This is a genomic window from Hungatella sp. (assembly GCF_046966825.1).
This window is the reverse complement of the sequence record NZ_JBKVCZ010000094.1, coordinates 1-12975: the sequence shown is the minus strand read 5'-3', so window position 1 is coordinate 12975 and position 12975 is coordinate 1. Positions and strand designations below refer to the sequence as shown.

General features: G+C 50.5%; 11 protein-coding genes. 2 read left to right on the top strand and 9 right to left on the bottom strand.

Annotation, left to right across the window (positions count from 1 at the left end; all coding sequences use genetic code 11):
- The first annotated feature begins 3 nt into the window (after positions 1–3).
- A complete protein-coding gene (locus ACLTD4_RS23380; protein ID WP_117622037.1) occupies positions 4–1101 on the top strand; it encodes an ABC transporter substrate-binding protein in 1098 nt (365 codons plus the stop codon).
- Between the two features lie 51 nt (positions 1102–1152).
- Complete coding sequence (locus ACLTD4_RS23375) at positions 1153–1473, top strand: DUF1622 domain-containing protein (protein WP_002604897.1); 321 nt, start codon at positions 1153–1155, stop codon at positions 1471–1473.
- A gap of 58 nt (positions 1474–1531) precedes the next feature.
- Here ACLTD4_RS23375 and ACLTD4_RS23370 read toward each other — a convergent pair whose 3' ends face one another.
- The 9 genes from ACLTD4_RS23370 to ACLTD4_RS23330 all read right to left on the bottom strand — a co-directional run bounded on the left by ACLTD4_RS23370 (position 1532) and on the right by ACLTD4_RS23330 (position 12865).
- Entirely contained in the window at positions 1532–2299 is a 768-nt protein-coding gene (locus ACLTD4_RS23370) for a GntR family transcriptional regulator (protein WP_055653312.1), read from the bottom strand.
- A 51-nt stretch (positions 2300–2350) separates the two neighbouring features.
- Positions 2351–3643 (bottom strand): uracil-xanthine permease family protein, encoded by a 1293-nt coding sequence (locus ACLTD4_RS23365; RefSeq protein WP_055653311.1) that lies wholly within the window; start codon positions 3641–3643, stop codon positions 2351–2353.
- Positions 3644–3657: 14 nt separating this feature from the next.
- Positions 3658–4140: a nucleoside deaminase gene (locus ACLTD4_RS23360; RefSeq protein WP_055653310.1), complete on the bottom strand. Its 483-nt coding sequence runs from the start codon at positions 4138–4140 to the stop codon at positions 3658–3660.
- A gap of 235 nt (positions 4141–4375) precedes the next feature.
- Complete coding sequence (locus ACLTD4_RS23355; protein WP_117622036.1) at positions 4376–5098, bottom strand: hypothetical protein; 723 nt, start codon at positions 5096–5098, stop codon at positions 4376–4378.
- 27 nt (positions 5099–5125) lie between these two features.
- Entirely contained in the window at positions 5126–5845 is a 720-nt protein-coding gene (locus ACLTD4_RS23350) for a DUF5058 family protein (protein ID WP_117622035.1), read from the bottom strand.
- A gap of 59 nt (positions 5846–5904) precedes the next feature.
- A complete protein-coding gene (locus tag ACLTD4_RS23345) occupies positions 5905–7338 on the bottom strand; it encodes an amidohydrolase (RefSeq protein WP_117622034.1) in 1434 nt (477 codons plus the stop codon).
- Positions 7339–7582: 244 nt separating this feature from the next.
- Positions 7583–8470, bottom strand: a complete 888-nt coding sequence (locus ACLTD4_RS23340; protein ID WP_002604904.1) for a LysR family transcriptional regulator — start codon at positions 8468–8470, stop codon at positions 7583–7585.
- Positions 8471–8582: 112 nt separating this feature from the next.
- The gene (locus ACLTD4_RS23335; protein WP_117622033.1) at positions 8583–11831 is read right to left on the bottom strand and encodes an alpha-mannosidase; all 3249 of its coding nucleotides are present in this window, start codon (positions 11829–11831) and stop codon (positions 8583–8585) included.
- Positions 11832–11845: 14 nt separating this feature from the next.
- A complete protein-coding gene (locus ACLTD4_RS23330) occupies positions 11846–12865 on the bottom strand; it encodes a LacI family DNA-binding transcriptional regulator (RefSeq protein WP_117622032.1) in 1020 nt (339 codons plus the stop codon).
- Positions 12866–12975: the final 110 nt, after the last annotated feature.

The following is a 12975-nucleotide window of genomic DNA, read 5'->3' as shown; positions in this document are numbered from 1 at the left end:
ATTATGAAAAAAAGGGTTTGTTCCATCATGGCCGTTGCGGCCGTGGCCGCATTATCCGCCGTCACCATGAGCGGCTGCGGCAAATCTGCCGAAAAAGCAGGAGGCGCCGGAGAAGTTTACGTTTACAACTGGGGGGAGTATATCGATGAGGACGTCATCGCCCAGTTTAAGGAGGAGACCGGGATTGATGTCATCTACGATATGTTCGAGACGAATGAAGAGATGTATCCCGTCATTGAAGCCGGCGGCGTGAAATACGACGCAGTCTGCCCATCCGATTATATGATTCAGAAGATGATCGAGAATAACATGCTTGCTGAAATCAATTTTGACAATATTCCGAACATTAAGGAAATTGATTCCAAGTATATGGATATGTCCAGGAGCTTTGACCCGGAAAACAAGTATTCCGTTCCTTACTGCTGGGGTACCGTGGGTATTCTCTATAACACCAGCATGGTGGCCCCGGAGGATGCACCAACGAAGTGGTCCGATCTATGGGATGAGAAATTTAAGGACAATATCCTGATGCAGGACAGCGTCCGCGACGCCTTCATGGTGGCTCTAAAATCTCTGGGCTACTCGATGAATACTACCAATGAGGCGGAAATCGCCGAGGCGAGAGACTTACTGATCAAGCAGAAGCCTCTGGTTCAGGCGTATGTGATCGATCAGGTCCGCGACAAGATGATCGGCGGCGAAGCTGCCATGGGCGTCATCTACTCCGGTGAAATGCTTTACATTCAGCAGGAGGTGGCCGATCTCGGACTGGATTACTCGCTGGAATACGTAATCCCCGAGGAGGGAACCAATCTCTGGCTGGATTCCTGGGTAATCCCGGCCAACGCTCCGAATAAAGAAAATGCAGAGAAATGGATTAATTTCCTCTGCCGCCCGGATATCGCCAAGAAGAATTTTGAATACATCACCTACCCGACACCGAACAAGGGCGCCTTTGATCTGCTTGATTCTGATCTTCAGAACAACAAGGCTGTATTCCCGGATACGGACTCTCTGAAAAACTGCGAAGTCTTTCAGTATCTTGGAACCGATGTAGATTCTATTTATAATGAATACTGGAAAGAAGTGAAATCGAATTAGGGCTGCATCGCTTACGCATGACAGTACCCGCCGCAGTCAGGAGGACGTATCGTGGTAAACGCATTAGAAACAATTTTACAGCAGGTGGTCGATATCACCATTCTCCTGTTCGAATTTATGGGAGTTCTGGTTATCATCGCGGCAGGGCTCCGCGGGATTTATGATTCCGTGAAGAGAAATCCCTCCATTCGTCTGAATCTGGCTCAGGGCATGGCTTTGGGGCTGGAATTTAAGCTGGGAAGCGAGATCCTGCGTACCGTAGTGGTCCGCCAGCTGTCGGAAGTGGCCGTGGTGGCCGCGATTATCGCCCTAAGGGCGGCGCTGACATTCCTGATCCATTGGGAAATCAAGGTGGAACGGGAATCCGAATAAATATGGAATAGAAAAGAGGAATTTCAGCTCATTTCATTGAGTCGAAATTCCTCTTTTTTTAGTACCGTATATTTTTCTGCCGTATCATATTAAACTTTATAATGGCCGTGTTTATATACTCATTGGCATGAATCAGAGGCCGATCCGATGAACTGTAGTTTATTCCCTTCAAGTATAAAAAAGGTTTGCAGCCCAGCTGATTCATATCTGCATATTGGTCCAGCCCTTCGATCTCTGTCGTCAGAATGGTATCGATCTCCACTTTATCCCATTCGATTTTTTCACCGGAAAGATTGTAGATGTATTGAAAAATGGAATTCTCATATTTGCTGAATTCACGAAATGCCTCTTCCCCTCCGATGAGAGATAAACTAAAATAATCACGGCAGAAAGCACATACCGTATCATCGGCCAGAAACATCTTCTCTGCTACTACGAGCTGTTCACCGCTCTCCATCTGCAGCTGCTGACAAATGGCTTCATCCCGGTCGATTTTCTGAATGTTCAGCAGCCTGACAGAAGGTGTATATCCACTGTTCTCAATCATTTGAGTAAATTCCATACAGGGATTGAATTTAACCTTAATATTGAGAGAATCTACGTTTACAAAAGTGCCTTTTCCCTGGCGGCGAAAGATAATGCCCTCTGAGGCCAGGTCATTGAATGCCTGTCGTATGGTGATGCGGCTGACACCGATCATCTCAGCCATCACCTCTTCTCTGGGAAGCTTATTATTACGGGAAAGGTCCATGTTCTTGATATATTTATGTATTTCACGCTTTGCCTGCTCGGAAAGTGTCAGTGTGTTCAGCTTCTGGTACTCCATGTGATAGCCTCCTGCCTTTTTCTTTAATCATAGTTGGTGGGAGGCTCTTTGTCAACGTTTCAAGCCCTTGCTTCCATTTAAAAGAAGATTTAGAAGAATGGCGCTGGCGCTTACCATAAAAAGACCATTGCTGCAGATCATGCTGAGCGTGGAGGGAAGACCTGCAAAGATATCTGAGGCGAAGGTGGCACCAACGCCGATGGCAATACTGGTTCCTACAATCGTAAAATTATTGTTTTCAAAGAAATTCAGTTTGGACAGTATGGAGATTCCTGACGAAGTAATGACGCCAAACAGAGCCAGGGTGGCTCCTCCCAGAACTGCCTTCGGAACAACCGTTATCACCGCAGAGACCTTGGGGAATATACCAAGAAGAAGCATCATCACTCCGGCCGTCGCAATTACCGAGCGGCTTTTTATCTTTGTGAGGTCGATCAGGCTGACATTTTCATTGAACATGGTGGAGGGGACAGAGTTAAAGGCTCCTGTAATAACCTGTGAAACTGCCTGCGCCTTGATGCCTTTAATCTTAGTGGCATTGTCTGTATGCGTTCCGGCGATCTCATCCAATACGGAGAAGACGCCAATGCACTGAATCATATTTATGATACAGAAAATGGTCATAATCAATATGGACCCCGCCTCAAACTGCGGTGTACCAAAGTAAAAGGGTGTCACCAGCTGGAATGCACTTGCCTCCTGAATCGGTGTTATATCCACCATTCCCAGGAAAGCCCCGACCACTGTTCCGCCGATAATCCCCAACAGAAGAGACATAGCCCGCCAGATTCCTTTGCCGAACTTCTCCACCAGGATGATAAAGATTAAAACGCCAAATCCCAGCAGCAGATTCTGCACCGATCCGTAAGTACTGCTGCCGGTTCCGCCGGCCAGATCCTGGATAGCCGTAGGGGCCAGGCTGACGCCGATCAGTGTAACGAAAGTACCAACGACCACCGGCGGAAACAGCATAAGAATCTTATCCAGGAAAAAGGAAAGAAGAAAAATCAGGACACCGGATACCATAATGGCTCCAAACAGGGTGGGAAGGCCGTAAGTATTGCCAATCATGATCATGGGAGCCAGAGGTGCAAAGGAGGAGCCCAGAATGATCGGGTATCTGGAGCCTATGTATTTGCTCAAACCAAATACCTGGATCAGAATGGCAATTCCGCTGGTAAAAAGGTTGGCTGATACCAGAAACGCAGTGGTCCTGGCATCCAGCCCCATGGCGCCGCCCATGATAAGAGGAACCGCTATGGTTCCGGGGCACATGGCTAACACATGCTGGAAGCCTACCAACAGGTTCTTGCCAGGGCTTATTTTCTCAGAAAACATATCCATATAAAGTCCTCCTGCTAGTCCCAATAGCCTTCATGAACTTTGGCTGCATCTACTTCCACTTCCGGAACAGGTCCGACCACCTCAATTGCCTTTTGTCCCCGGGCAAATACTTCACGGCAGGGAAGGTCAAAGGTTGGATTCTGCTCATTGCTGCCAGTCAGCTCCAGCAAACGGCGCTCGGTCATGCCATAAACTACGCGGCCGATATTAGCCCAGTAGATGGCGCCGGCACACATTGCGCATGGTTCCGCTGTGGTATATAAGGTACAGTCCCAGAGAAAATCCTTTGTAAATTCATGGGATGCACGTGCAGCCAAAGTTGCTTCCGCATGACCTGTACAGATTTTGTCTGTGATTTCAATATTCCCCTGTTCCATCACAATGTCCCCATCCTTGTTCACTAAAAGCGCTCCGAAGGGCGTGTTGCCCGCAGCGCGGGCCTCCCTGGATATCTCGATTGCACGTCTTAAGTAGTATTCATGGCTCTGGTAACTCATATAAAATCCTCCTGCATATTGGTATTAGGTAATAGGTATTACCTTTTGTTTGATCCTATCATAGCATGCAGATGATATGATGTCTATGTGAAGGATATACGATATACAGAGTAATAATTGTACAAAATAGACAAAAATATAGTATATCTCCCAAAAAAGAGGAATGCCTACTCAATCGAATGAGTGGACATTCCTCTTTTTTAATCAGGGTATTATTCACTTCCCTGCTTTTCCATTAATTTTTCTTTCGGGCCTTTAATTCGCTCTTCAGCGTCATTTTGATAATCCCTGCCTTATACATCACCAGGGCACAGACGACTGTGACACCCATACACAAAAGTACTACGAATCCCTCTTTTCCTCCCAGCGGGTAAAATGCATTGATGACAAACACCAGAATCAACGGAAAGATCATGGTGAGTGATTTTCCCTTTGCCACGTATTCTCCGCAGTCGTCGTTGACAAAGCTTAAGAGAATTCCGCCGAACAGTGCAGGAAGCAGGTACTGAGTCGCCGTCTGAACAGCCGGACTCGTAAGCAGCGGACGGAGCGGTACAAGAAGTATGACTCCCAGCACAATAATCAGTGTGGTAACAATGGAGGAAACCGCAACGCCGATCGTCGCAATCGTGTCTCCCTCATCCGTGCCCTGCGAGGTGTCTGTGAGCACCTGGGCGTTGATGACTACCGGTATCTTTAAGTTCATAACATTTCCGGTTAAAAAGGTTAAGTACGCGGAGGAGCCCAGGATCGGCGTGTAGCTCAGTACCTCTGCTATATTTGTGGGCAGAAAGACCGCCAGCAGTCCGCCTCCCACCGCAAATATCTGTCCGATGCTCTCCGGCCATACGCCATAGACCGTGGATATGACCGCAGGAATTCCCAGCATAAATACGATTGCTATGATGACGCCGATACGCCCGATCCGGTGGATGCTTGTCTCGTAATTTTTATCCATGATAATACCTTCCTTTCCTTCTCCCCATTAACCAAGTATCCTGACCCACACAAGGGACGACGCCATGCCCAGCAAAAGTGTATCTGCCATGACGAAATTTCGCAGCCAGAGAATCTTAAATTTCTTAATAACAGCCATATGTATCATGACGATCACGCAGGAGGTAACGACTACCGCCAGATAGACCGGTCCCTTCATGATCTGAATCGGAAGGAATGCTTCGATGATAGCCAGTGACAGTACGCCTGTCAGGAGAGCGCCCATCGCTCCATGTGTGTTTTTCGCCTTCTGCAGACTGGTCTGCACACGTTTTCCAAAAATCAGGACGCCGACAATTCCGCCCAGAATACAGATACTCATAACAAACATGACGGTACCGACGATGGAGGCATCTCCCGCCGCGTTAAGCGCAGCGATGGATTCATAGCCGGCTCCCGTGGCTACCATGTCGGCCGCCATCAGTTCATACGTAACGGAGCCTACCACGGATAAGCGGAACCATGACCACGGGACCCCCAGAACAGCCGCAAGACTGAACAGACCGATGACGATGGAAATGGAGGGGACGATGGAATAGATGGCCGATGAGGTAATAGCCGTCTTCAGTTTCTCTTTTGTCAGGCCGATTTCCAGACCGTGACGGTATGCTTTTCTCAGTGTAATTACGCAGAATATCAGGATATATACGATTCCCGCCCCGACTAACGCGTAGAGAAGCGGACTGTTCATTATTTCGTTAAATGTCATGATTCTTTTCTCCTTTTTATATGGTAGGGATCATCCCCCGGTCAGGAACTCTCTTCTGGTTAGGAAATCGCTCCTGGCTGGACTCCTTCGGGAATCGGTGAAAGGTATACGCCTCCGGTTTCCTCCTCCAGTTCCTTCTTTGCTGTATCCAGAATCTCCGGATTTCCATAGATCTTCGCACAGGCCAGGGCAATCGCACGCGCTACCGCCTGGCTGGCCTTATCACCGATGGAGGTTCCTACCTGCGCCGTCATCTGCCACGTATGCGCGCCAGTCTCCGGGATTCCCGTCGCCGCCGTAATCTGAGCGGTCGGTACCTGATAGCTCACGTCTCCCACGTCACTGGAGCCGGTCATCACTTTGTCTCTCATGGCAGGCGTGTAAGGCATAATAAAGGAATTGAGAGGCCGCTGCGCAAATTCTTCCTCGCTGATTCCGTTCTGCTTTGCTCCGTTTTTCACCACCCGCTCTCTCTGCTCCTGCGGCATGGCGGCCAGGAAGTCTCTCGCAATGGCGAATTCCTCTTCCCCAAAATCCGGGGCGCCGGTTTCCAGATAGGCATCGGATAGAAGCTGGGAAAGCGTTGGATTGGGAATTGTGTCGCTTAAGCCACCCAGGACCTTGATGCTTACCTTCGTCTCTGTCATCAGCGCGGCCCCTTCCGCGATCTTTCTCATGCGTTCCAGGATCTCCCCGCTCTGAACGAGCTTTGGAGCACGGATAAAGTATAGAAGTGAGGCGTGATCCGGTACAATGTTGGGAGCCTGCCCGCCGCAGTCTAAGTACGCATAGTGCACGCGGGCGTCGGAAATAATGTGTTCCCGCAGGTAATTCACACCCACATTCATCAGTTCACAGGCATCCAGTGCGCTGCGCCCCAGCTCCGGAGCCGCTCCCGCGTGGGCGGTCGTCCCTTTAAAATCGAACCGGACCTTATAATAAGCTACCGTTCTCACCGACATGGACATGTTGCCGTCCATCGGATGCCAGCTGAACGCCGCATCGATGCCGTCAAAGCAGTGCTCCTTTACCATAAATGCCTTGCCGAATCCAGTCTCCTCGGCCGGACATCCGTATAATTCCACGGTTCCCGTCACTCCAGTCCTCTGTAAATACTCCTTCACCGCAATCGCTGCCCCTGCGGCCCCTGCCCCCAGGGCGCTGTGGCCGCATCCATGTCCGTACTTTTTCCCTTCGATGGGACATGGCTTTGCACATCCGGCTTTCTGGCTTAAATCCGGTAAAGCATCATACTCGGCCAAAATTCCAATGACAGGCTTACCGCTTCCGTATCTCCCCACAAATGCGGTAGGGATCTTCGCCACTCCTTCTTCCACCTCAAAGCCTTCCTGTCTTAAAACCGCCTTGATCTTTTCCGCACTCTGATCTTCCTGATAACCAAACTCCGCATAATCCCATACAGCCCGGTTGATTCCGGCAATGATATCTGCCTTTTCTGCCACAATGTCATGAATGAATTGTTTTTCTTCCATTTTCCCTCTCCTTCTGTGCATTTGTTATAGTTAATATTATCAGATACTCGGGTCCAGAAGGAAATATGATTCATTTATGGAGATATATAAACAATCTATATGGTGATATTAAATAATATTGAAAATCATTGTATTACAGGCTGGATTTTTATAAAATAAAAACGCCGGCAGACAGTCTCTGCACAGCGTTTTTATGAGTGATTTTATGAGTGATTTTATAAGTGTTTTATAAACGTTTTCATAATTAAAAATTGATTCTCTTCTTAAAATACTCCAGATACTCTTTGGCATAATCGCTCAAACCACGGTCCATGGGATAGAGGTATCCCAGTTCCAGCTGGCGGTTGTCAAAGGGTATGCTGACTACGTGATGGGCGCGGTTATACTCCTCCGAATGAGGCAGCACGATGCTGAACGCCAGGGAATTGGAGACCAGCGATACCCGGGAGGATGTGGACTGGACGCAGATCAGCCGGTTCGGATTAACAATATCCTGCCAGGGCATCCAGTTGGCATCTCTCTCATAGATATCCGAAAACGCCACATAGGGATAGTTTTTCAGCTCTTCGATATCAAAATGCGGCTTCTGGAGCAGCGGATGGTTTTCAGCCAGCTGCACATAGAAGCACACATCCTTCAGCTTTACAAATTTCACGTGAAGATCGGAACAGAGCCTTGCAAAGCTGGAGGATCCTGTCTCCAGATAGATTACCAGGTCACAGAGATTTCTGTAGAGCGCCTCCACCTGTTTCTCACCGTCGCCGATATAACAGGAAAAATGAAGATGAGCCATCTCCTGGTAATCCGTGCACAAATCCCAGAAGGCCTCGAAGGCAGGCACGTAACGGGGGTATACGAGCCGGAACAGACAGTCCTCTTCCGCGCTTATCCCGCTGGTAATCTCCTGAATATCCGCCATGATGGAGGTGGCCTTTTTCGCCAGCTTCATCCCGCTGGCCGTCAGCTGCATCCCCATGGGTGTCCGTTCAAATATGGTAATTCCAAGCTCATTTTCCAGGTTCTTAATGGCGTTGCTTAAGTTGGGCTGGGAAAGGTAGAGCGTCTTTGCCGCCTTCGATACGGAACCTGTCCTGCTGATTTCCAATACGTACTGGAGCTGTTGAATCGTCATAAGATGCCTCCTACCGCTTTATTGAGAAATTATATCATACAGGCCGCCGGAAAACAATCATCGAGGCCAGAATGCATCTTACTGCATTCCGGCCCCGATCTCAAGGTCTCCGTTATTTTAAAGCAATTCTCACTGTTTTTATCTCAAATGCCTTGAAGTCCAGATTGATGACGCCGTCCGTCACGGCGGCTTCCTCTTCCTTATTCTCCAGCATATCGCACAGCCATGCGGATTTCACCGGAAGATTGATCTTTACAGCTGCCGAATCCATCCGTTTCTTGCATTCATAAAGCCGGAAAACCACATCTCCGCTTCCGTCCTCTGCCAGCTTCACGGCCTCGATCACCACGTGGTCTGATCCGGTATCTGCCAATGAGAAGGTATCTGTTCTTCCGTTTACGACAAGAGGTGCTACATTCATCTCATACCCCTGTCTGACCACATCGCTCTCCTGGAAGCTTCCATTCCATGCCGCCGCTCCATACGTAAAGGTATGAATCCGGTTATCCGCCCGCATATCCGGGCAGGCTCCCGCGCGGAGAAGCGTCAGCTCCAGTGCTCCGTCCTCCATGCTGATTCCGTACTTACAGTCATTTAAGACAGCAAAGCCATTGCCGCCGTCGCACACAGCGCTGTACCGGTGGTTGCACACCTCGAACCGGTCTTTATCATACGCCCTGGACCGGTGCATCGGGCGCTCCACATAGCCAAACTGCATCTCATTGATCCCATACTCTCCATATAAAACAGTAGGGAAACTGACCTTCAACAGCCTGTGCAGTTCACGCCAGTCAACTTCTGTCGCAAATTCTACCCTGCTTTCTCCCACTGCCAGAGTGATATCCTGACTGAACGAAGAACTGCCAATCTTTCCTGCCGCCCTCAGGACTGCTCTGGCGCCTGCGGCGCAGACAATCTCTACGTGCACATCGAAGGCGCCCTCGATTTCCTGTTCCGCATAATTGGAATCGATATCCCAGGCGTCGAATTTCCTCGGCACGTCTTTAAACAGGCGGAAATGGTTCATCGGTGTCCTGGCAAATTCTCTTCCGCTCTCCTTCAGCACATAGGAGGTGATCTCCGCGTTGGAGGCAACGGTTACCCGGAGCCGGTCATTTTCCATCACGAAGCCGTCCCCCTGTGGTATGACTACGGCCAGAGTTGAGGATGGGGCCGGAACGGATCCGGTCTCTTTCATCGCCGCGGGTGCTGCCTCTTTCACCGCCCCAGGTATCGTCTCTTCATTTTCGCACGGAATAACCGTAACCGCACCCATCGGGGGGACTGCCACTCTGGCGGTAACTGTTTTTCCATCGGTATACACAGGGACTGCCTCTCCCTCCAGAGTCCTGCAGCCTTTTTCGTACTTCTCCGGAACATCAATCAGGCAGATGCGCGGGAAGGAAAGGGAGTTAAACACGGTAATTCCATCGCCCTCTTCTATCAGACTTGAAACCGCTTCTCCACAGAGTTTTTCCGCTTCCTCGCAGACGCGGCCAAGAGACCGTTCCGCTTCCTCATATACACGGTGAATACTGGAGCCGGGGAGAATATCATGGAACTGGTTCAGCAGTGTTTCCTTCCATAAGCGTTCCGTCTGCTCTGCGGGATACTGGTACGCGCTGCCCGCAGCATTTTCCGTATTATTCCCGAAAACACTCTCTTTGCCGTGCCCTGCTGCCATGGATGCGGCGGCGGACGCCCACAGTTCTAAGTCTCTCATGGTGAGTTCTGCTCTCCGGTTCCATTTCTTGATAGCGGCCTGTGAAGTGTAGGTGCCGCGGTGGGCCGTAAAATACAGCTCTCCCACATACGTATTTGCCGGGCCGCCCCGGCTCTCCATGCGTTCAAAGTAATCGACCGGGTTCTCCATCTCGATGCGGACACCGCCCTCTAAATCCTTCTGACGCTCTATGAACTCGATGTGATCTCTGGTCGGACCGCCGCCCCCGTCTCCGTAGCCGAACGGAATCAGGAACGTATCCAGATCCCGCTTCTGAACCCGCTTCTTCCACACGGTGTTCATCTCCTCCGGGGACGTATAATACGTGTAGTTGGTAGGAAGGAAGGCTTCTATCTCGCTTCCGTCCATTCCTCTCCATGAAAAATAGTGGTAGGGGAACTGCTCGCCTTCGTTGTAGGACCAGAAGATCTTCTGCGTGACCAGATAATCGACGCCGCATTTTCTCAGAATCTGAGGAAGCGCCGCAGTGTATCCAAAGGTATCCGGCAGCCAGAGCATCTTGCTGTCCACGTCAAACATTTCTTTATAGTATGCCTTGCCGTACAGAAGCTGGCGGATCAGTGCCTCACCGCCCGCCATATTCGTATCCGGCTCCACCCACATGGCTCCTTCAGCGATCCATTGGCCGTTTTTCACTGCTTTTCGGATCTCCTCAAACAGCTCCGGGTAGTATTTCCGGCACATCTCATAACACGCCGGCTGGCTCTGGATAAATTTATAATCTTTATACTCCTCCATCAGACGCAGCTGAGCCGCAAACGTCCTGGCCGTCTTCCGGTAGGTCTCCGCCATGGGCCACAGCCATGCCAGATCGAGATGGGCGTTTCCTATCGCAGAAAATACCGGCATCGTGGATCCATTGACAGCGGAAAGCACTGGCTCCAGCATGGCGCGGGCTTTCCGGTAATCCCGGCTCCTGGCCGCCTTCTCCTGCTCGAAATCCACAAGCAGTGTGAATTGTTCCAGCGCCTCCGCGACTCTGGCCGCCCGCAGGGAATCCTCATCCAGGGTCTTAAGAAGGCTGGAAAGTGTCTCCACATCCATAAAAAGCTGGTATGCGTCTTCATCCCAGATTCCATAGGTTCCTTCTCCCAGCGTCCTTTTGGCTCCCTCAGCCAGCTCGTCCCTGTAAAGTCCGGGAAGAACCGGACCGGTGGAACAGCCGCTGTCCTGGGCTTCTGCGTAGAAATGGCCGGCGTATGTCTCCATGCAGATCTCAAATACGTCTCCCGGTTTCGCCTCCCGGGTCAGTGTATTATCCACCAGAAAATGGTGGGGCTGTTTCACCCAGTCAGCCCGGTACGTGCCAAACGCTGAGCCATTCACAAACACCGTAGATTCTCCGCCCGAACATAAGTTCAGTACAATTCTCTTTCCGGCAGTCTCTTCCGGCAGCGTAAGTTTTGTACGGAACCAGGCATATTCGTAGGTATCTCCCCAGGTATAGCCGGGATCCACCCTCTCATACGTTCTTTCGCCGGCTTCCTCGAAGCTCAGCTGCTCCATCGTCTTAAATACTTCCCAGTCAAGCGTACCTGCCGGGGTATAAAAATCTTCCTTCAGGGTCCTGATCCAATGATTGATTCTGTCTCTGTATTCCGAATGCATAATCCCCATTTATTTGTCCTCGTCTAATTATACTCGTTTCTATTTCTGACCGTCTCGCCAGCCGCAATCGCTGTATCGATCACCGCCTGCCTGATCTCTGCACTTCCCTGTATCTGTTCCACCAGAATCTGTGCGGCCATGGCGGACATCCTGCCCTTATAGGAGCTGACAGAGGTCAGGCCCAGGGGCAGCTTTAACCGCGACTCAATATGGTCGAAGCCAATGATGGAACAGTCCTCTGGCACCATTTTGCCGCGTTTTAACAGACAGCACCAGGCCTCCCAGGCCAGCATGTCGCTAAAGGCAAAGATCGCAGTATACTCCTGTCCCTCGTTCTCCAGGTCCGTCAAAACAGCCTCGCATCCGTCGGAAACCACCGGAACCTGGCGGATCAGCCGCTCATTCACGGGAACCCCCGCCTCGCGAAACGCCCGGCAGTAGCCTTCCAGACGCTCTCTGGCGCTGGATATATAGGTGGCTCCATGAAGGAGCAGAATATCCCGGTGGCCGGCCGAGAGTAATTCCTTCGTCGCCTGATACCCGCCCAGTTCATCGTTGCAGACCACGTAGCTGTATGCCTCGTCACGGCGCCCGATCAGCACAAAGGGAACGCCCGACTCTTTTAAATAAGTTAAGTTGTACGGTGTCTTCTGCGCCGGACAGATGATAATGCCATCCACATTTTTATTGAGGGCGGACTGAATCGCCGCCAGCTCCAGCTCCTCATTTTCATTGGTGTTAAACAGAATAGAGGTGTATCCGGCTTTCCACGCATAGCCCTCGATCTCCTTCATCATAATGGAAAAATGAGGATTGGAGATGTCTCCTAAAATCACCGCGATGGTATTCGTATATCCCAGACGCAGGGAAGCCGCCAGCGTGTTGCTTACATGTCCCATTTCCTGCGCAGTCTTCTGAATCATCTCTCTTGTCGGGGCTGCGATATCGTCTTTATCCCTCAGCGCCCTTGAAACCGTATTGACGCTGTAACCGGTCTTCGCAGCAATATCCTTTAACGTGACGGCCGGTCTTCTCTTCTTCATCTGCCTTCTCCACCCTGTTCCAGCCCCTGGCTTTTAAAGCGGTATACCGTCTCTGTCACGCACGGCTCATTGGCCTTTATGATGGGAGATGCAAAAGCCGGTTCATTGGC

What these genes read in the sequence shown, in the direction of transcription:
- ACLTD4_RS23345 (WP_117622034.1), bottom strand. Translation starts at nt 7,338, where the DNA reads ATGGAAGAAAAACAATTCATTCATGACATTGTGGCAGAAAAGGCAGAT.
- ACLTD4_RS23350 (WP_117622035.1), bottom strand. Translation starts at nt 5,845, where the DNA reads ATGACATTTAACGAAATAATGAACAGTCCGCTTCTCTACGCGTTAGTC.
- ACLTD4_RS23365 (WP_055653311.1), bottom strand. Translation starts at nt 3,643, where the DNA reads ATGGATATGTTTTCTGAGAAAATAAGCCCTGGCAAGAACCTGTTGGTA.
- ACLTD4_RS23380 (WP_117622037.1), top strand. Translation starts at nt 4, where the DNA reads ATGAAAAAAAGGGTTTGTTCCATCATGGCCGTTGCGGCCGTGGCCGCA.
- ACLTD4_RS23370 (WP_055653312.1), bottom strand. Translation starts at nt 2,299, where the DNA reads ATGGAGTACCAGAAGCTGAACACACTGACACTTTCCGAGCAGGCAAAG.
- ACLTD4_RS23340 (WP_002604904.1), bottom strand. Translation starts at nt 8,470, where the DNA reads ATGACGATTCAACAGCTCCAGTACGTATTGGAAATCAGCAGGACAGGT.
- ACLTD4_RS23360 (WP_055653310.1), bottom strand. Translation starts at nt 4,140, where the DNA reads ATGAGTTACCAGAGCCATGAATACTACTTAAGACGTGCAATCGAGATA.
- ACLTD4_RS23330 (WP_117622032.1), bottom strand. Translation starts at nt 12,865, where the DNA reads ATGAAGAAGAGAAGACCGGCCGTCACGTTAAAGGATATTGCTGCGAAG.
- ACLTD4_RS23335 (WP_117622033.1), bottom strand. Translation starts at nt 11,831, where the DNA reads ATGGGGATTATGCATTCGGAATACAGAGACAGAATCAATCATTGGATC.
- ACLTD4_RS23355 (WP_117622036.1), bottom strand. Translation starts at nt 5,098, where the DNA reads ATGGATAAAAATTACGAGACAAGCATCCACCGGATCGGGCGTATCGGC.